This window comes from Oryzibacter oryziterrae, from assembly GCF_021864535.1.
Taxonomy (GTDB): Bacteria; Pseudomonadota; Alphaproteobacteria; order Rhizobiales; family Pleomorphomonadaceae; genus Pleomorphomonas; species Pleomorphomonas oryziterrae.
This window is the reverse complement of record NZ_JAKJIC010000013.1, coordinates 69464-87114: the sequence shown is the minus strand read 5'-3', so window position 1 is coordinate 87114 and position 17651 is coordinate 69464. Positions and strand designations below refer to the sequence as shown.

General features: G+C 66.6%; 17 protein-coding genes. 11 read left to right on the top strand and 6 right to left on the bottom strand.

Annotated features, from left to right (window positions below):
• Positions 1 to 3: 3 nt before the first annotated feature.
• The 5 genes from L2I41_RS14740 to L2I41_RS14720 form a co-directional block, all read right to left on the bottom strand.
• Positions 4 to 771, bottom strand: a complete 768-nt coding sequence (locus tag L2I41_RS14740; protein WP_237154331.1) for a hypothetical protein — start codon at positions 769 to 771, stop codon at positions 4 to 6.
• Positions 756 to 1301 carry a type II secretion system protein GspM gene (gene gspM, locus L2I41_RS14735; RefSeq protein ID WP_237154330.1) on the bottom strand — a complete coding sequence of 182 codons (546 nt, stop codon included), beginning with the start codon at positions 1299 to 1301 and terminating at the stop codon, positions 756 to 758. The genes L2I41_RS14740 and gspM overlap by 16 nt, the downstream gene beginning before the upstream one ends.
• A complete protein-coding gene (locus L2I41_RS14730) occupies positions 1298 to 2377 on the bottom strand; it encodes a PilN domain-containing protein (RefSeq protein WP_237154329.1) in 1080 nt (359 codons plus the stop codon). Before L2I41_RS14730 ends, gspM begins: the two co-directional genes overlap by 4 nt.
• A gap of 137 nt (positions 2378 to 2514) precedes the next feature.
• Entirely contained in the window at positions 2515 to 3864 is a 1350-nt protein-coding gene (locus L2I41_RS14725; protein WP_237154328.1) for an Nramp family divalent metal transporter, read from the bottom strand.
• A 178-nt stretch (positions 3865 to 4042) separates the two neighbouring features.
• Positions 4043 to 5728 carry a GspE/PulE family protein gene (locus L2I41_RS14720; RefSeq protein WP_390634264.1) on the bottom strand — a complete coding sequence of 562 codons (1686 nt, stop codon included), beginning with the start codon at positions 5726 to 5728 and terminating at the stop codon, positions 4043 to 4045.
• Positions 5729 to 6059: 331 nt separating this feature from the next.
• Here L2I41_RS14720 and gspD point away from each other — a divergent pair, with 331 nt between their 5' ends.
• From gspD to L2I41_RS14675, 9 genes are all read left to right on the top strand, one after another.
• Positions 6060 to 8198 (top strand): type II secretion system secretin GspD, encoded by a 2139-nt coding sequence (gene gspD, locus L2I41_RS14715; protein WP_237154326.1) that lies wholly within the window; start codon positions 6060 to 6062, stop codon positions 8196 to 8198.
• Between the two features lie 46 nt (positions 8199 to 8244).
• Positions 8245 to 8805: a prepilin peptidase gene (locus L2I41_RS14710; RefSeq protein ID WP_237154325.1), complete on the top strand. Its 561-nt coding sequence runs from the start codon at positions 8245 to 8247 to the stop codon at positions 8803 to 8805.
• Positions 8802 to 10019: a type II secretion system F family protein gene (locus L2I41_RS14705; protein ID WP_237154324.1), complete on the top strand. Its 1218-nt coding sequence runs from the start codon at positions 8802 to 8804 to the stop codon at positions 10017 to 10019. The genes L2I41_RS14710 and L2I41_RS14705 overlap by 4 nt, the downstream gene beginning before the upstream one ends.
• A gap of 9 nt (positions 10020 to 10028) precedes the next feature.
• The gene (gspG, locus tag L2I41_RS14700; protein ID WP_237154323.1) at positions 10029 to 10478 is read left to right on the top strand and encodes a type II secretion system major pseudopilin GspG; all 450 of its coding nucleotides are present in this window, start codon (positions 10029 to 10031) and stop codon (positions 10476 to 10478) included.
• Positions 10450 to 10899, top strand: coding sequence for a pilus assembly FimT family protein (locus L2I41_RS14695; RefSeq protein ID WP_237154322.1), 450 nt, complete (start codon positions 10450 to 10452; stop codon positions 10897 to 10899). Before gspG ends, L2I41_RS14695 begins: the two co-directional genes overlap by 29 nt.
• A complete protein-coding gene (locus tag L2I41_RS14690; protein ID WP_237154321.1) occupies positions 10896 to 11294 on the top strand; it encodes a type IV pilus modification PilV family protein in 399 nt (132 codons plus the stop codon). Before L2I41_RS14695 ends, L2I41_RS14690 begins: the two co-directional genes overlap by 4 nt.
• The gene (locus L2I41_RS14685; protein ID WP_237154320.1) at positions 11291 to 12037 is read left to right on the top strand and encodes a hypothetical protein; all 747 of its coding nucleotides are present in this window, start codon (positions 11291 to 11293) and stop codon (positions 12035 to 12037) included. The genes L2I41_RS14690 and L2I41_RS14685 overlap by 4 nt, the downstream gene beginning before the upstream one ends.
• Entirely contained in the window at positions 12034 to 12900 is an 867-nt protein-coding gene (locus L2I41_RS14680) for a type II secretion system minor pseudopilin (protein ID WP_237154319.1), read from the top strand. The genes L2I41_RS14685 and L2I41_RS14680 overlap by 4 nt, the downstream gene beginning before the upstream one ends.
• 255 nt (positions 12901 to 13155) lie before the next feature.
• Positions 13156 to 14631 carry a methyl-accepting chemotaxis protein gene (locus L2I41_RS14675; protein ID WP_237154318.1) on the top strand — a complete coding sequence of 492 codons (1476 nt, stop codon included), beginning with the start codon at positions 13156 to 13158 and terminating at the stop codon, positions 14629 to 14631.
• 58 nt (positions 14632 to 14689) lie between these two features.
• Here L2I41_RS14675 and L2I41_RS14670 read toward each other — a convergent pair whose 3' ends face one another.
• On the bottom strand, positions 14690 to 15562 hold the full coding sequence (locus L2I41_RS14670) for an SDR family oxidoreductase (RefSeq protein WP_237154317.1): 873 nt from the start codon (positions 15560 to 15562) through the stop codon (positions 14690 to 14692).
• Between the two features lie 148 nt (positions 15563 to 15710).
• Here L2I41_RS14670 and hslV point away from each other — a divergent pair, with 148 nt between their 5' ends.
• Positions 15711 to 16268, top strand: a complete 558-nt coding sequence (gene hslV / locus L2I41_RS14665; RefSeq protein ID WP_237154397.1) for an ATP-dependent protease subunit HslV — start codon at positions 15711 to 15713, stop codon at positions 16266 to 16268.
• Between the two features lie 48 nt (positions 16269 to 16316).
• Positions 16317 to 17627 carry an ATP-dependent protease ATPase subunit HslU gene (gene hslU / locus L2I41_RS14660; protein WP_237154316.1) on the top strand — a complete coding sequence of 437 codons (1311 nt, stop codon included), beginning with the start codon at positions 16317 to 16319 and terminating at the stop codon, positions 17625 to 17627.
• Positions 17628 to 17651: the final 24 nt, after the last annotated feature.

The following is a 17651-nucleotide window of genomic DNA, read 5'->3' as shown; positions in this document are numbered from 1 at the left end:
CTCTCACTGAGCCGGATCGAAGCCCGGCGGATGGTGGCCCGGCTTCTGCGGCTTGTGGCCGAACAGGTTGCCGCTCGCCTTCTGCTGGGCCTCGCGCATGGCGCGGACCCGATCCAGCATGGTGCGGGGGTCCTGCCCCTCGGGTTCGGCGGCTTGACCATCGCCGCCATTGTCCTGGCCGGCGTCCATCGGCTCTGCGGGCGCGGCCGCGTCGGGGGTGTCGGCGGACGGATCGCCGCCGCCATAGGCGCCGGAATCGGGGGATGCCGCAGCGCCGTCGGTCGCAGCGCCCGCGGGTGCCCCGCCCGGCTGGAACAGCTGCAGATCCGAGGTCTGGTCCTCGAAGGACAGCGTCACCGAGGTATCGCCGATCTCGGCCACCTGCCAGTCGCCAATGCTGTCACCGACCCGGAGCGTCAGCGTCTGGCCGGCGTCCTGGTCCTGGATCACGGCGATGGCGTCGGCGTCGGTGCCGAGGATGCCGAGCAGCTTGGCATTGGGCGGGTTCGGGCTGTCGGGCGTGTCGGGCTCGGTGGGCGGCGCCGGCTCCGGATCGGTCGGCGGCGTGTCCACCTCGGCCTCGGGTGCGCGGCGGGACGGCGTGAACAGCGGGCGTTCGGCAAAGGCCTTCAGCCGATCCTCGCCGATCGCGGCCAGCGGATTGAACAGGGCCGGGTCGGCAACGGCATCCTCGGCGCGGCTCCAGCCGCAGCCGAGAACCAAGAGAGCCGTGGCCATGGCGAGAGGGCGGCGCATCACGGTGCTTTCCATGCGGCCCTCACCGTGCAGTCGACGCGCAGCGTCGGATCGGTCTCGGCACCGGCATCCCCGGTGCCCGGCACCTGGCGTACCGACAGCGCCTCGACGAACATCAGCGGCAGGCCGGTCTCCACATGCTGCAGGAAGGTGAGCAGGCCGGCGTTGTTGACGTCGAGCGCCAGGCGCACGACGATCTCGTCGGCGGGCGTGGTTTCGTCGGTGCGGTCGACCACCTGCGTCTCGATCACCTTGCCGCCGGCGTCGGTGGCGGCAGAGGAGAGCAGTTGCTGCAGATCGGCGGCGGCGAGCGGCGCGGCGGCGGCCTTCACATAGATGGACGACATGTCCGTCACCGTCCGGCCGGCGACGTCGAGCCGGGCAAGGCGGGCGTCGAGCTGGGCGAGCAGGGCGTCTTCCCGCGCGGACACGTCGGCATTGGCCTGATATTGCATGAGATTGGCGCCGGTCAGCGCGATCAGCGCCAGCGGCAGGGCCAGGAAGACGATGACGGCGGCAAAGCCGTAGGCGCGGGCGGGGTTCATGGCTGCACCTCGCTCGACGCGGGCACCGCGGCCTGAGCACCGGTCGGCGCCGTCTTGTCCCAGTGGACCGTGAGGTCGAAGCTGTCGCGACCGTCGTCGGTGCGGGTCACCGGCGCGGTGAAGCGGGCGTCGGACAGCACCGGATCGGCCTCGATCAGCCCGATCAGCGCCGGCGCGTTGACGGAGGTGCCGGCCAGATGCAGCTTGTCGCCTTCCAGCGACAGCTCGCCGAGATAGGTGTCGTCGGGCACCAGCGCCGACAGGCGGTCGATCAACAGCGCCACCGACGCAGGTTCGGTCTTGGCGGAAATGAGTTCGAGATCGCGCCCCTCGGCCTTGCCGGCACCGGCGGCGAGCGACAGCACCTGCCGCTTCACCTTGAGGCGCTGGTCGAGTTCGCTCACCCGGTCGGCTTCCTGGCTCGCCAGCATGTAGGAGCCGATGGCCGCCGGCAGCAACAGGGCGAAGGCGAGCACGAGCCCGATCACCGAGGCCCGGCGCAGGCGCTTCAGGGTGGGGTCGCCGCTGCCGCGCAACAGGTCGATGCGCAGCGGCGCGTCGATGGGCTCGGCGCCGCTGCCGACCGCCGTTGGCGTCAGACCGACGGCGGCAAGGCGGTCGAGCGCCTCGTTCAGCACGTCGCGCGAGGTGGCGGCGAAGTCGACGGCAAGGGTGCCGTCCGCCGCCGTCTCGCTGGCGGCGGCATAGCCGAACACCACCTTTTCCGGACGCCAGGGCGTCAGGCGGTCGAGGCGATGCTCGATGATCGGATCGAGATAGGCCTTGCCGGCGGCCGGCAGGCTCAGCGTCCGCGTCAGGATGCGCTGGGGATCGATGCGCAGCTCGATGCGACCGCCGCGCAGCTTGCGCAGGGCGCGCGCCGGGCGACCGTCGGCCTCGGTGAGCGCCCCGAGATCGGTGGTCACGCCGCGGGCGTTGACGGCATGCAGGCGCGCTCCCTCGGCGGTCTCGCTCACCACCCAGCGCGACCGCGCGCCAAAGCGGCCCGCCAACGGCGCGAGACCGTTGACGAAAGCGTCCAGCAGGGAGGCAAAATGCCCGGAAAGGCTCGTCATGACCAACTCGAAAGGAACCCGTTTGCACACCCGGCCTGGAGGACGGCGGCAATCGGATCGAGGTCTAGCACAAAGCCGTTAACACTCAAAAACGCAAAATTTGGGGCGACCCACAATTGAGGGCCCGCGTCTTGCGGTCACAGGATGAAATCGCTGAGCAGCTTGACGTTGAGCGCGATGATGATGACGGCGACGATGCCGGAGGTGATCGACAGCCAGCGCGGCGCCACGAAAGGCCCCATCTTGGCGCGATCGGCGGTGAAGAGCACCAGGGGCACCACGGCAAAGGGCAGTTGCAGGCTGAGAATCACCTGGCTGAGGATCAGCAGCTTTGCCGTGCCGCTCTCGCCATAGGTCAGCGTCACCGCCGCCGCCGGTACGATGGCGATCAGGCGCGTGATCAGCCGGCGCACCCAGGGCTTGAGGCGGATCGACAGGAAGCCTTCCATCACCGCCTGCCCGGCGAGGGTGGCGGTGACGGTCGAGTTGAAGCCGCAGGCGATCAGCGCCACGGCAAACAGCGTCGGCGCGATGGCGGAGCCGAGCAGCGGGGCGAGCAAGGTATGCGCTTCGCCCAGTTCGGCAATGGTGGTGTGGCCGGTGTCGTAGAAGGCAGCAGCCGCCAGCACCAGGATCGAGGCGTTGATCACCAGCGCGAACATCAGCGCCAGCGTGGAATCGAAGGTGGCATAGGAAATGGCACTGCGGCGCGAGGCGACGTCTTCGCCATAGGCCCGCGTCTGCACGATGGCCGAATGCAGATAGAGGTTATGCGGCATCACGGTGGCGCCGATGATGCCGAGGGCGAGATAGAGCATGTCGGGGTTGGTGAGGATCTCCGTCGACGGCGCAAAGCCCCCGAGCACGGCCGGCCAGTCGGGCCGGGCCATGGCGATCTGCAGCCCGAAGCAGATGGCGATGACGCCGAGCAGCGCGATGATCATCGCTTCCACATAGCGAAAGCCGAGGTTCTGCAGGCCCAGAACCAGAAACACGTCGGCGGCCGTCAGCAACACGCCGATCTCGAGGGGAATGCCGAGCAGCAGGTTGAGGCCGATGGCCGTGCCGATCACCTCGGCGAGATCGGTGGCGCAGATGGCGGCCTCCGCCAGCAGCCACAGCGGAAAGGCGAGCGCCGGATGATAGGCGTCGCGGCAGGCCTGCGCGAGGTCGCGGCCCGTGCCGATGCCCAAGCGGGCGCACAGCGCCTGCAGCAGGATGGCCATGAAGTTGGAGAGCAGGGCGACGAAGAGCAGCGCATAGCCGAAGCGCGACCCGCCGGCGAGCGAGGTGGCCCAGTTGCCCGGGTCCATGTAGCCGACCGCCACGAGATAGCCCGGTCCGAGGAAGGCGAGGAGGCGCTTCAGCCCCGGCTTGCCGGGAACGACGACGGACTTGTGCACCTCGGCCAGCGCCGCTTCACCACCGGTCTTGCGCCAACCGCGAAACCCCTCGGACCCTGCAGCCCCCTCAGTACGCTTCAACATCTTGTCTCGCCCACTTCCCGCTCGTCCCTTGCAAATTGGAAGCATTCTAATTGCAAGTCATTCGCAATTGCAAGAGCCCGCAGCCGATGGGCGGCCCTCCTCCGCCCGGCATCGCTGTGTTTCATGTGTCCGGTGCAGCCGATCAGGAAAGCGTCCGTCCCGCCTCCCACAGGCCAGCCTATCCCGTCGTCCGCAGCACCTCGTCCATGGAGGTGATGCCTTGGCCCGATTTGGCGAGCCCGTCTTCCAGCATGGTGGTCATGCCACCGGCGCGCGCCGCCTCGACGATGCGGAACTGGTCCGGCTCCTTGCGGATCATCTGGCGCAGCGTGTCGTCGACGCGCAGGGCCTCGAAGATGCCGATGCGTCCGCGGTAGCCGGAATGGCCGCAGGCCTCGCAGCCCACCGGGCCGTGGAACACCCAGGACGGATCGAGCCGATAACCGCGCGCTTCCGCCACTTCATGGGCGATCTGTGCCTCGCGCGCATCGGGCTTGCGACAGCGCTCGCAGAGGCGCCGCACCAGGCGCTGGCCGAGCACGCCACGCAGCGTCGAGGAGATGAGATAGGGCTCGATGCCCATGTCGGTCAGGCGCACGATGGCGTCGGCCGCGGTGTTGGTGTGCAGCGTCGTCAGCACCAGATGGCCGGTGAGCGCGGCCTGGATGCCGATGCCGGCCGTCTCGCGGTCGCGCATTTCGCCCACCATGATCACGTCCGGGTCATGGCGCAGGAAGGAGCGCAGGGCGGCGGCGAAATCGAGCCCGATGGCCGGCTTGATCTGGGTCTGGTGCACGCCGGGAATCTGATACTCCACCGGGTCTTCCACCGTCATGATCTTCACCGAGGGGTCGTTGATCATGGAGATGGCGGTCGCAAGCGTCGTGGTCTTGCCCGAACCGGTGGGGCCGGTGACGATCAGGATGCCGTGCGGCTCGGCCAGCAGGGCGCGGAAGGTCTCCTGGTCGCGGGCAGTCATGCCGACGCGGTTGAGTTCCAGAAGGCGCGTATCCTTGACGAGGATGCGCAGCACCGCCGTCTCGCCATAGAGCGTCGGAGCAAGGGCGACACGCAGGTCGGCCTCCTGATTGCCGATGCGGATGTTGGCGCGGCCGTCCTGCGGCAGGCGGCGCTCGGCAATGTCGAGGCTGGCCAGAATCTTGATGCGCGAGATGATGGCGGCGGCCATGTGGCGGGGGAACACCTGATCCTGCCGGAGGAAGCCGTCGACACGGAAGCGGACGCGCAGCTGGTCGCGACCCGATTCCAGATGGATGTCGGTCGCGCCCATCTCGATGGCCCGCTCGAGCATCTGGTCGATGATGCGCACGATGGGCGCGCCGCGCGCCAGGTCCTGCAGTGCTTCGACCGAGTCCGTGAAGGCGATGGTGTCGTCATCGCCGGCCTCGTCGGCCGTGGCGGGCGCGGCCTCGCCGGTATCGGCGCCGGCGCGCTCGAACAGCTGATCGATCTCGTCAAAGGAGAGCACGCCGAGCGGCGCGGCAAAGCCGACCGCCAGACGCACCGCATCGATGGCATCGGCCCGTCCGGGATCGGCGACCCCCAGCGTCACCGCACTGCCGTCGTCAAAGGGAAAGATGGCATTGTCGCGCAGGAAGCGGCGGGAAAGGTCGCCGAAGCGGGGTGTCGCGGCGGCGACACGCTCGGCGTCGAGACGCGGCAGGCCGTGGTAGGCGGCAGCGGCCTGCGCAAGTTCGGCGGCGGCAACTTGTCCCGAACGCCACAAGTCCTCGCCCGTTGCTGTGGATTTCCCCGCCTGCGCCGGATCTTTCAGGAGCTCGCGTTCCCGCAGAAATTCGACGAAGCTTCTTTGATTTATTTGTAAATTTTCACTTAAAGCCATGAATAACCCACTGGATGCCGCTTCGAGCGAAAGCCTTGACGAACAGTAGGCCGCCGGCCAGGAACCGGCAATGCTTCCGTTGCGCTTCAAAGCCCGCTATGGTGGCCTCTGGTCGGCATGGTACGACTTTTTTGGGGTATTTCGAGAGTCGGAACGTTTATTTTTCTCGTGGCTCGCCTTCCAAGATGTTACCAATCGTGGAGGGGCATCTGGCATTGACTGGTGTGGCATGTTGAGTTGGAGCAAACGGCTCCTGTTGATTGGTGCGTGTTTCGTTGCCTTGGCCGGATGTTCCGCCCTGGATACGGAGCCCGCCAATCGCGGGTCCATCATGGAGGGCGGGGTTTTCGGCGACCTGAGTGCGCGCCAGCCCAAGCCGACGCATGCGTCCGCGCAGGGGTTGATCCCCGTGGGCGGTTCGGGACGATCGCAGATCTTCGGGCCGGATGGCGCGGCGTTGACCGCGGCCGCCAACACGGCCGCCGCCGGTGGCAATGCCGCTTCGGGCGATGCCGGCGTCACCGACGGTGAGCCCGGCGCCTATCGGCTCAACTTCGAAAATGCCGAGATCAAGGACGTGGTGCACGCCGTGCTCGGCGAGGCCCTGAAGCTCAACTACACCATCAGCCCGGACGTGGGCGGCACCGTCACGGTTGCCTCGTCCCAGCCGGTCGGGCGCGACGCGCTGCTCTCCACGCTCGATGCCATCCTGGCGGCCCAGGGCTTTTCCATGACCAAGTCGGGCTCGGTCTACAAGATCGGCCCGCTGGCGCCCGGTGCGGGCAATGTGGACCGCGGCGGCCAGGCCCAGCCGGGCTACGGCATTTCGGTGGTGCCGCTGCATTATGTGTCGGTCAAGACCATGGTGAAGCTGCTCGGCGGCTTCGTCGCCGACGCCGAGGGGCTGCGCATCGACAGCACGCAGAATGCGCTGGTGATCTCCGGTCCGAGTTCCAAGCGCGACGACGTCATGCGCACGGCCGCCTCCTTCGATCAGGACTGGATGAGCGGCCAGACGGCGGGCATCTTCCAGCTCAACCAGTCCGAACCCGACGCCGTGGTCAAGGAGCTTGACCGCGTCTTCGATTCGAGCGGCGGCGCCGGGACCGGCCTCATCCAGTTCCAGCCGATCCAGCGGCTGAAATCCATTCTCGTCCTGTCCAAGAACCCGACGCTGATCCAGCGGGCCGGCACCTGGATCCGCCGCCTCGACGGGCAGGCGGCGTCGGTGCAGCAGAATATCTTCGTCTATCGCCCGCAATATCGCGACGCCTCCGAGCTTGCCAAGGTGCTTGCCTCGCTGTTCGGCGCTGGCGGCGACACGGGCAAGCCGGCGTTTTCGGCCAACCAGGGCATCACCAGCCAGGACAAGGTCACGTCCACAGGCGGTCCGGCGCAGTCGCAGGGCGCCGACAATGGTTCCGAGCCGCCCATCGACAATGTCACCGGTGCCGGTGAGGCCACCGACGGTTCCGGCACAGGCGGTGATGGCACCGATCCCAACGCGGGAGACGCAAGCGGCGGCGCTCCCGGCGTCATCGACCTGACGCAAGGTGGCGGCGACGCCAAGGGCCCCTCGATCCGCGTGTCGGCCGACCTCGCCAACAACACCGTGGTCACCTATACGGACGCAGAAACCTACAAGCAGGTGCTGGCCGCCCTGCAGCGGCTCGACGCCCAGCCCTATCAGGTGGCGATCCAGGCGACCATCGCCGAGGTGACGCTCAACGACGAGCTGGCCTATGGCGTGCAGTATTATCTCAAGAACACCAACCTCGGCATCGGCCAGGCCGGCAGCGTCGGCTTTCCGGGCTCCGGAGCTGCCATCAGCGCCGTCAAGGACAGCTTCAACTTCATCCTTGGGTCCAATTCCAACCCGGGTCTGATCGTCTCGGCGCTCAACAAGGTCACCGAAGTGGAGATCCTGTCGTCGCCGTCGCTGGTGGTCATGGAGAACCAGACGGCCAAGCTGCAGGTGGGCGATGACGTGCCGGTGGAGATCGGCACGACGTCCACGATCGGCGGCACGACCACCCAGACGCAGATGGAATATCGCAGTACCGGCATCATCCTGAAGGTGACGCCGCGCATCGGCGAAAACGGCTCGGTGACCATGAAGGTCGACCAGGAGATTTCCGCCGTCAGCTCGACCAGCTCGAAGTCGACCAATCCGACCTTCTCGACACGCAAGGTCTCGAGCCAGATTTCCGTCGTTTCCGGCCAGACCGTCGTGCTCGCCGGCCTGATCTCGACGCAGAAATCGGTGGACCGCTCGGGCCTGCCGCTGTTCAGCCGCATCCCCGGCATCCGCGATCTCGCCGGCAACAACGACAAGGGCGGCAAGCGCACGGAACTGGTGGTGCTGATCAAGCCGATGGTGATCCATTCGAGCGACGATGCGCAGACGGTGGCCGAGGAGCTCAAGAGCCGGCTGTGGGCCATCGGCAGTCGCGAGAACAAGGCCCCGTAAGCGGATGGGCAAGGCGTCAGAACTCCTTCTCATGGGAATGGCAGCGGTGTTCGCTCTTGCCGTTGCCCTGTCCTGGGTTGGCGTTTCGACTGCGTTGGTCGCAGGCACGGCCCTGCTGATGCTCATTGCCCTTCAGATCGTCTGGCAGGATATGCTGACGCTGACCATCGCCGATGGCGCGTCGCTGGCGCTCGCCATTGTCGGCGTCACGCTGCGCCTTCAGGCCGGGCTCGGCATCGGCTTTCCGCTCAAGGACGAGATCGTGGTGATCGCGATCGAGGCCGGCGCCACCTTTGCCGTCCTGTTCGGCCTGCGCGAATACTGGTATCGGCGGCGCGGCTTCGACGGGCTCGGGCTCGGCGACGTCAAGCTGGCTGCAGCCGGCGCCGCCACGCTCGGCGCACCGGCGCTGTCGGCCGCCCTTCTGATGGCGAGCCTTGCGGGGCTCGCGACCTTCGGTGCCCTCAGGCTCTGGCGCGGCCCTGCGGCGCTGTCCTCCAAGCTTGCCTTCGGCGCACTCCTGGCACCGGCCATTGTCGCCGTCGAGATCGTGATCAGCCGCAGCGGCTGGCTCGGCCCGCTCGCCGGTCCGGAGTGGCAGCCATGACGCGGCATTTCGCCTACAAGGCGCTCGGTCCCACGGGCAAGCTTCTCGCCGGCGGCATGGAGGCGGCCAGCCGGGCCGACGTGCTCAATCACCTGGAAAAGCTCGGCTATACGCCGGTGAGCGTCGAGGAGGCCGCGCCCAAGGCGCCGCCGCGCGGCTGGCGCGAGATGCTGACGCCGGAGCCGAAATCCGAGGACATCACCGGCTTCACCATCGATCTGGCCATGCTGCTCAAGGGCGGCGTGGTACTGGACGAGGCGCTGGCCATCCTCACCCAGATGGAATCGCGGCGCTGGCTGAAACGGCTGATCGCCGAGCTGCATGTGGAACTGTCGGGCGGCAAGAGTCTGAGCCAGGTGCTGGCGCTGCATCCCAAGCTGTTCCCGCCGCTCTACATCAAGATGATCGAGGTGGCCGAGACGTCCGGTCGGCTTGAGGAGGCCCTCGCCGACATCGCCCGCGAGCGCCAGCGCGTCGAGAATCTGCGCAAGAAGTTCTTCTCGGCCATCTCCTATCCGCTGTTCCTCGCCGTCGCCGCCACCGGCGTGCTCTGCTTCGTGCTGCTCTATGTGATCCCGCAGTTCGAAGGCGCGATCACCGGCTTCCGCGACAAGCTCGATCCGTCGGCGCTGCGCGTCTTCGAACTCTCGCGCATCTTCCGGGAGAATGTGGACCTGTTCGGCGCCGGCGCCATCGGCCTTCTGGTGTTGTTCATCATCATCGGCCGCCTCGGCCGCGGCGGCTCCTTCTGGGTCAGCCTGCTCGCGCGCCTGCCGCTCAGCGGCACGGTGATGACCTATGACCTGACGCTCACCTTCTGCCGCACCCTGGCGGTGCTGGCCAAGAATGGCGTCGACATCTCCACCGCGCTCCGCCTGATCAAGGGCGTGATCCGCATTCCCTCCGCCGCCGCCGAGCTCGACCATGTGATCTCCGACGTGCGCCAGGGTCGGCGCTTGTCCGAGGCGCTTGCCAAGCGCATACTGCTGCCTGGTCACGTGGTGCAGATGCTCAGGGTCGGCGAGGAGGCAGGCAAGCTTGCGGACAGCGCGGAACGAATCGGCGGATTTTATGAAGCCAAGCTCGAAACGGCCCTTGGCCGCATAACCGCCATCATTGGCCCCGCCATGATGATTGGCGTCAGCCTGATGGTGGCCTGGCTGATCGTCTCGGTCATGACGGCTCTCATCAGCATCAACGATCTTCTTGTATAGGTATTGCAAATGCGGCGTTTTCCTCGGTTTCTGTCCCGGTCTTCTCGGCGTGACGCGCGCGCCGGCTTCACGCTGGTCGAACTCCTGGTCGTGCTGGTGATCCTCAGCCTGATCATGGCGCTGGTCGGTCCGCGCGTGCTCAACTATCTGTCGTCCTCCCGCGAGAAGGCGGCGCATCTGCAGATCGAATCCTTCGGCGCGGCCCTCGACCTGTTCTTCCTCGACAACGGCCGCTACCCCACGGGGTCCGAGGGGCTGGAGGCGCTGGTCAAGCGTCCGGCAGCCGCCGACAAGTGGAACGGCCCCTATACCAACCAGGCCGAGATCCCCAAGGATCCCTGGGGCAATCCCTATCAATATGGAGTGCCGGGCCAGAAGAAGCCTTATGTGATCACCTCGCTTGGATCCGACGGCAAGAAGGGCGGAACCGATGACGGGGCCGACATTTCCAGCGAGTGAGACACGGAAGGTCGCCGGCTTCACGCTGATCGAGTTGACGCTGGCGCTCGCCATCCTCGGCCTGATCGCGGTGCTGACGCTGCCGCGCGTGCTGCCGTCCCGCTCGTCCACCGCCCTCCGCATCGCCGCCTACGAGATCGCCGCGCTGCTGCGCGACGATCGGGCGAGCGCCGCGCGCACGGGCCGGATCGTGACGCCGGTGATCGACGGCGGCGGCCATCGCGTCCTCTCCGGCGTGTCCGGCCGGATCGTCGACGTGCCCCCCTTTGCCGCCTTCGGCCTCAGGGGCAGCGGATTGCGCTTTCTGCCCGACGGCTCGGCCAATGACGCGCTGGTGGTGATCACCGGCGCGACCGCCGGCTATGGCGTGCGCGTCAACGGCTTCAGCGGCGCCATCGACATCGTGCCGGTGAAGCCATGAGAGCCCGGCGCGACGGCTTTACCCTCGTCGAGGTGCTGGCCTCGCTGGTCATCCTGTCGGTGCTGGCGCTGGCGGTGACGCGCGGCGTGGTGGCCGCTCGGCAATCGGGCGATGCCGGCAGCGCCACGCTCGACGCCGCGCGGGTGGCGCGCGAACTCATCGAAGGACCGGTTACGGCGACCTTCACCGGCCCGACGTCCAAGAGCGGTACGCTCTACGGCCATGCCTACAAGATCGTCGCCGCGCCGCTCGACCTGAACCTGCCCGGCACGACCAAAACCGACGACAGCAACGCGACCTGGACGCCCCTGCGCTTCACCGTCAGCGTGGAGACCACCGCAGGTCACACCCTCAGCGTCGAGACCGTGCGCCTCGTCAAGGGAGGGCCGCAATGACCGGTCGTCGTCCATCCCGCGCCGGTTACGTGCTCGTGGAAGCACTGGCAACGCTGACCCTGTCGGCGCTGGTGATCGCCGCGCTCGCCTCGCTGGTGGCGCTGCAGCTGCGCTCGGCCGACCGGGCCTCGGCGCTGCTCGACGCCCATGAACACCAGTTACGCCCGCTCGATGCCGTCGCCCGTGAAATTGCCGGCGCCGTGCGGGCGCGCTGGGCGGCCGACAACAGCCAGACCTTCATTTTCAACGGTCTGGCCGACCGCATCCTGTTCGTCGAGCGCGTCGGATCGCCGGGGCGGAGCGAACTCAGGGCCGTCGCCTTCCAGAACGAGGCGACCGATGCCGGCAATCGCCTGCTCCGGGCCGAGGCGCGTGTCCCGCCCGGCGCGATGACGCTGGACGACCTGCATTTCAGCCCGTCGGTTGCCGTGGACACCAGCCCCTATCAATATCGCTTTTCCTTCGTCCTGCCCGCCACGGCCGGCCAGGAAACGGTCAATCCCACCTGGACCGATGCGGGCAAGCTGCCACAGGCGATCTATGTCTCTCTCTATAATCCCGGTCGGCGCGTGGCGGTTGCCATGATCCGCGCGCCGCTGCCGATCGAGGCGGAACCTGCCTGCGTCGTGCGCAAGGACAAGGGCTTCTGTTCACTCGAAGGCGGCGACAAGCCCGCATCTCCGGATGGCGGGCAGGACACGACGGCGCCTGCGGACAACCCCTCGCCGGGAGCGCCGCGATGAGACAGATCCGGCGCCGCGACGGCGGCTATATTCTCGTCTCCGTTCTGGTGGTCATGGCGCTTCTCGCCGCGCTGATGGCCGCAACCCTGTCGCTCGGGCGCGTCAACGCCGGCGCGGCCATCGATGAGGTCGCTCGCCTCAAGGCCGACGCCCTGACTGAGGCCGGGCTGGAACTGGCGGCCTTCGAACTGTTTGATCGATCGCTCGACCCGCATGGCGTCAACGGTCAGCAGGTCCGCTTCGATGGAGGGACTGTCGTCCTGTTCGTTCGCTCGCCCGCCGGGCGCATCGATCTCAACGCTGCCGAGCCGGAGATGCTGGCGGCCCTCTATCGCCTGATCGGCGGCAAGGCACTCAGCCCCGATGCCTTTGCCGCTCGTGTGGTCGACTGGCGCGACGCCGACGGCGACACCGGCAAGGGAGGGGCCGAAGCCGCCGATTATGCGTCGATGAAGCTCGCCTGGCGCCCTGACGACCGCGAGTTCCAGTCGGTGGACGATCTCAAGGCCCTGGCGGGCCTGCCGGCGGACGAGTTTCAGCGGATCCTGCCCTATGTCACGGTGTTCAACCCCGGCGGCAAGCTCGACGTTCTCGAAGCGCCGGCCGAGGTGCTGCGGCTCGCCTCCGGGCTGCGCCCCGCCCAGGTGGAGCAGCTTGTCCGCCTGCGCAGCAAGCCGAACGAGGCCAATCTTGCCGCCATCGACGAACTCGTCGGCGGCGACAACAAGAGCCTTGCGGTGGCCGTCCGCAACATCTTCGAAGTCACGCTGGAAGTGCATCCCGCCACCGGCCCCGTGAGGCGCGACGTGGTGATCGTCGGCCGTGACCGCTCGGGCAACCGGCCCTTCCTGCGCCTCGGCTAATCCCTTAAACGGAAAAGACAACTTACAACTGATGAACGGCCTGGCGAAAACTTCCAGTCCTGTTGGTGCGAAAAGATGCCAACAGCAAAAAAGGCAGAATTATTTTCACAAACGCACGAAATTAACGGGCCATTCACAAAAAGAACAGATGATTGTTTCCGAACAAAAGCCGGGCTCTTCTACGGTAAAATACGTATTTGTTTGTCTAGAATTTGCTTCCGGTAAAGCCGACGAATACCTTCTGGGGGATAACACATGTGGCCGTTTTCGTCCGATTCCAATGCGATCTTGAAAGCCTTGGACCGTTCGCAGGCAATCATTGAGTTCGAACCCGACGGCAAGATTGCAACCGCCAACGAGAATTTCCTGAAGGTGCTCGGCTATCGTCTCGAGGAGATCGTCGGCAAGCACCATTCCATGTTCGTCGACCCCACAGAGGTGCGCGGCGACGCCTACAAGACCTTCTGGCACGATCTTGCGGCCGGCAAGTATCAGTCGGCCGAGTTCAAGCGTATCGGCAAGGGCGGCAAGGAAGTCTGGATCCAGGCCACCTACAATCCCGTCACCAATGCCTCCGGCAAGGTCTACAAGGTCGTGAAGTTTGCGACCGACGTCACCGACCGCAAGCTCAAGGACGCCGAGATCGCCGGCCAGATCGCTGCGATGCGCAAGGCACAAGCGGTCATCGAGTTCAATCTCGACGGATCCGTGGTCGACGCCAACGACAACTTCCTCAATGCGCTCGGCTATCGTCTCGACGAGATCAAGGGCCGCCATCACTCCATGTTCGTGCAGGCGCGCGAGCGTGACGGCGCAGCCTATCGCAAGTTCTGGGATGATCTCAGGGCCGGCCACTATCAGACCAATGAATATTGCCGCATCGGCAAGGGCGGCAAGGAAGTCTGGATTCAGGCCACCTACAATCCGATCTTCGACATGTCCGGCAAGCCGTTCAAGGTGGTGAAGTTCGCCATGGACATCACGCCGGCGGTCATCGAGCGCCAGCGCCGCATGGCGGCGCAGAAGGACATCGACGGCGAGCTCGGGTCCATCTCCGACATGGTCGGCCGCACCAGCAGTCAGGCCGACTCGGCAACGACGATCTCCGGCGAGACCTCGATCAACGTGCAGGCGGTCGCATCGGGTGCGGAGGAGCTGGCGGCCTCGGTCGCCGAGATCAGCCGTCAGGTCACCTTCGCCCTCAGCATTTCCGAAGACGCCGTGCGTCAGGCGGAATCCACCAACAAGGTGATCTCCGGCCTCGCCGCCGCCGCGCAGAAGATCGGTCAGGTGGTCGAGCTCATCAACAATATCGCCGGCCAGACCAACCTGCTGGCGCTGAACGCCACCATCGAAGCGGCGCGTGCCGGCGAGATGGGCAAGGGCTTTGCGGTCGTGGCGCAGGAAGTCAAGCAGCTGGCCGCCCAGACCTCCAAGGCCACCGACGAGATCGGTTCGCAGATCTCCGCGGTGCAGGTGACCACCAACGAAGCGGTGACCGCCATCGAGGGCATTTCCTCGACCATCGCCAAGATCAACGAGATCTCCTCGTCGATCGCCACGGCCGTGGAAGAGCAGTCGTCGGTGACGCAGAACATGTCGGGCAACATGCAGACGGCCGCCCAGGGCGTCGACACCATCGCCCGCTCCATGGCCGAGATCGCCCGCTCCGCCGAGGCCATCAACGACGCGACCCGCAAGGTGCGCGAAGCCTCGCGCGCCATCGCCTGACATCGATATCTTCAAGACCCTGCGAGCCGCGCCAGCACGATCCTGGCGCGGCTCTCGTTCATTTCCAGCTGCCGTCCGCCCACATGGCCGAGAGCGCGGCCCGATAGGTGGGATGCCGATAGACAAGGCCGAGGTCGGCCTTGCTGCGGCCGTTGGCCACCCGCTTGTTCTCGCCATAGAAGCTGCGCGCCATGGGCGACAGTTCGGCGGTCGCAAAATCCTGTTCCGGCGGCGGGGCTACCCCCATCAACGCGGCGGCATAGGCCACCACGTCCTGCGGCGGGGCCGGCTCGTCGTCGGAAATGTTGAAGACGCCGTCGGCCCGGCGGTCGAAGGCGGCGGGAATCGCGGCGGCGATGTCGTCCACGTGGATGCGGTTGAACACCTGTCCGGGCTTGACCAGCCGGCGCGCCGTACCTTCGGCGAGATTGATGAAGGCGTTGCGGCCGGGGCCGTAGATGCCCGACAGGCGCAAGACGGCCAGCGGCACACCGGCCGCGTCGGCAAGGCGGCGCCAGGCCTCTTCGGCGGCGAGCCTTGCCACCGATCGGCGGCTGACCGGCCGGCAGGGGCTCGTCTCGTCGACAAGGGCACCGCCGTGGTCGCCATAGACGCCGACGGTGGAGAGATAGACGATCGACTTGAGCTGCGGCAGCCTTGCCAGCCGGTCGCCCAGGCGGTTCAACACCACGTCGCCGCCGTCGGTGCCTTCGGTGGGACCGGCGGATATCAGGAGTTCGGTGGTCGTCTCCAGCGCGTCCAGCAGCTGGGGCGACGCGGTCAGACCGTCGAACAGCAGCGGTTCGGCCAGCGGCGCGATGGCGGCGAAGCGCTCGGGCTTGCGCGTCGTGCCATAGGCCCGGTCGCGCCCGTTCCTGTGGCGCAGGGCGGCGCTGGCCGAATAGCCGCAGCCGAAAACGAAGACTGTCATCGCAAGGTCCCTCTTGGTCACGGCCATTGCAAAGCCGGGGCGTCCGCTTACATAAGAGCGTCCTCCCCGAATGCATAGGGGTGGTGTTTACGGGGAATGGCCGGGCGCTGCGGGCCCGTTCCTTCCGCCAGTGGAGTATCATTTCATGATGGAACACAAGGATCCCAACGCCTGGTACGGCACCACCATCGTCACCGTGCGCAAGGGGAACCGCGTCGTAGTCGCCGGCGATGGCCAGGTCACCCTGGGATCGACCGTGATCAAGCATTCGGCCCGCAAGGTTCGCCCGCTCGGGCGCGGCGACGTGATCGCCGGATTTGCCGGCGCCACCGCCGACGCCTTCACCCTGTTCGAACGGCTGGAAGCCAAGCTGGAGCAATATCCGGGGCAGCTGACGCGCGCCTGCGTCGAACTGGCCAAGGACTGGCGCACCGATCGCTATCTGCGCCGGCTGGAGGCGATGATGATCGTCGCCGACGCCACCACCTCGCTGGTGCTCACCGGCACGGGCGACGTGCTGGAGCCCGAGGGCGGCGTCATGGGCATCGGCTCGGGCGGCACCTATGCGCTCGCCGCCGCGCGCGCGCTGATGGAGACCGATTTCGACGCCGAGACCATCGCCCGCAAGGCCATGAAGATCGCGGCCGACATCTGCGTCTACACCAATGAAAATGTCGTGGTCGAGAGCCTGACGGCCAGCGCCTGAGCGCGCCGCCGGCTTCCACCCCCCATTCTCCCTGACGGATCCAAGACCATGACCGATTTTTCGCCCCGTGAGATCGTCTCCGAACTCGACCGCTATATCGTCGGCCAGAAGGACGCCAAGCGCGCGGTGGCCATCGCGCTGCGCAACCGCTGGCGCCGCCTGCAGCTCGACGACAGTCTGCGCGAAGAGGTTCTGCCCAAGAATATCCTGATGATCGGCCCGACCGGCGTCGGCAAGACCGAGATCTCGCGCCGCCTCGCCCGGCTCGCCAACGCGCCCTTCCTGAAGGTCGAGGCCACCAAGTTCACCGAAGTGGGCTATGTGGGCCGCGACGTGGAACAGATCGTGCGCGATCTCCTCGAGATCGGCATCAGCCTCACCCGCGCCGCCAAGCGCAAGGGCGTGGAAGCCAAGGCGCATGTGCAGGCCGAGGAACGGGTGCTCGACGCCCTCGTCGGCGCCTCCGCCAGCCCGGCGACGCGCGACTCCTTCCGCAAGAAGCTGCGCGACGGTCAGCTCGACGACAAGGAAATCGAGATCGAGGTGTCCGCCGCCTCGGGCAACGCGTCCATGCCCACCATGGACATTCCCGGCATGCCCGGCGGGCAGATGGGCATCCTCAATCTCTCCGACGTCATGTCGAAGATGATGGGCGGCCAGAAGAAGACCCGCCGCGTCACCGTCAAGGCGAGCCACGACATCCTGGTGCAGGAAGAAGCAGACAAGCTTCTGAACCAGGAAGAGATCGTCGCCGAGGCGATCCGCGCCGTCGAGAACAACGGCATCGTCTTCCTCGACGAGATCGACAAGATCTGTGCCCGCGACGGTCGTGACGGCTCGGTGTCGCGCGAGGGCGTGCAGCGCGACCTGTTGCCGCTGATCGAAGGCACCACGGTGGCGACCAAATACGGTTCGGTGAAGACCGACCATATCCTGTTCATCGCCTCGGGCGCCTTCCATGTGGCCAAGCCCTCCGACCTGTTGCCGGAGCTGCAGGGCCGCCTGCCGATCCGCGTCGAACTGAGGCCGCTCGATCGCGACGACTTCCGCCGCATCCTCACCGAACCGGAGGCGAGCCTCATCAAGCAATATGTGGCGCTGATGGCCACCGAGGGCCTGACGCTCGCCTTCACCGACGACGCCGTCGACGCCATCGCCGAGATCGCCGTGCATGTGAATGCCACCGTCGAGAATATCGGCGCGCGCCGTCTGCAGACGGTGCTCGAACGCATTCTCGACGACATCTCCTTCACCGCCCCCGATCGCTCCGGCGAGACGGTGACCATTGACGCTGCGGCCGTGCGGGCCGCCCTTGGCGAACTTGCAAAGAACACTGATCTCAGCCGCTATATCTTGTAATAGGCTGGCATCAGCTTATCCCTG

Coding starts and splice junctions, on each gene's coding strand:
- L2I41_RS14685 (WP_237154320.1), top strand. CDS start 11,291: ATGACCGGTCGTCGTCCATCCCGCGCCGGTTACGTGCTCGTGGAAGCA.
- L2I41_RS14675 (WP_237154318.1), top strand. CDS start 13,156: ATGTGGCCGTTTTCGTCCGATTCCAATGCGATCTTGAAAGCCTTGGAC.
- hslU (WP_237154316.1), top strand. CDS start 16,317: ATGACCGATTTTTCGCCCCGTGAGATCGTCTCCGAACTCGACCGCTAT.
- L2I41_RS14720 (WP_390634264.1), bottom strand. CDS start 5,728: ATGGCTTTAAGTGAAAATTTACAAATAAATCAAAGAAGCTTCGTCGAA.
- gspD (WP_237154326.1), top strand. CDS start 6,060: ATGGAGGGCGGGGTTTTCGGCGACCTGAGTGCGCGCCAGCCCAAGCCG.
- L2I41_RS14730 (WP_237154329.1), bottom strand. CDS start 2,377: ATGACGAGCCTTTCCGGGCATTTTGCCTCCCTGCTGGACGCTTTCGTC.
- gspM (WP_237154330.1), bottom strand. CDS start 1,301: ATGAACCCCGCCCGCGCCTACGGCTTTGCCGCCGTCATCGTCTTCCTG.
- L2I41_RS14680 (WP_237154319.1), top strand. CDS start 12,034: ATGAGACAGATCCGGCGCCGCGACGGCGGCTATATTCTCGTCTCCGTT.
- L2I41_RS14670 (WP_237154317.1), bottom strand. CDS start 15,562: ATGACAGTCTTCGTTTTCGGCTGCGGCTATTCGGCCAGCGCCGCCCTG.
- L2I41_RS14740 (WP_237154331.1), bottom strand. CDS start 771: ATGGAAAGCACCGTGATGCGCCGCCCTCTCGCCATGGCCACGGCTCTC.
- L2I41_RS14695 (WP_237154322.1), top strand. CDS start 10,450: ATGACGGGGCCGACATTTCCAGCGAGTGAGACACGGAAGGTCGCCGGC.
- gspG (WP_237154323.1), top strand. CDS start 10,029: ATGCGGCGTTTTCCTCGGTTTCTGTCCCGGTCTTCTCGGCGTGACGCG.
- L2I41_RS14705 (WP_237154324.1), top strand. CDS start 8,802: ATGACGCGGCATTTCGCCTACAAGGCGCTCGGTCCCACGGGCAAGCTT.
- L2I41_RS14725 (WP_237154328.1), bottom strand. CDS start 3,864: ATGTTGAAGCGTACTGAGGGGGCTGCAGGGTCCGAGGGGTTTCGCGGT.
- hslV (WP_237154397.1), top strand. CDS start 15,711: ATGGAACACAAGGATCCCAACGCCTGGTACGGCACCACCATCGTCACC.
- L2I41_RS14690 (WP_237154321.1), top strand. CDS start 10,896: ATGAGAGCCCGGCGCGACGGCTTTACCCTCGTCGAGGTGCTGGCCTCG.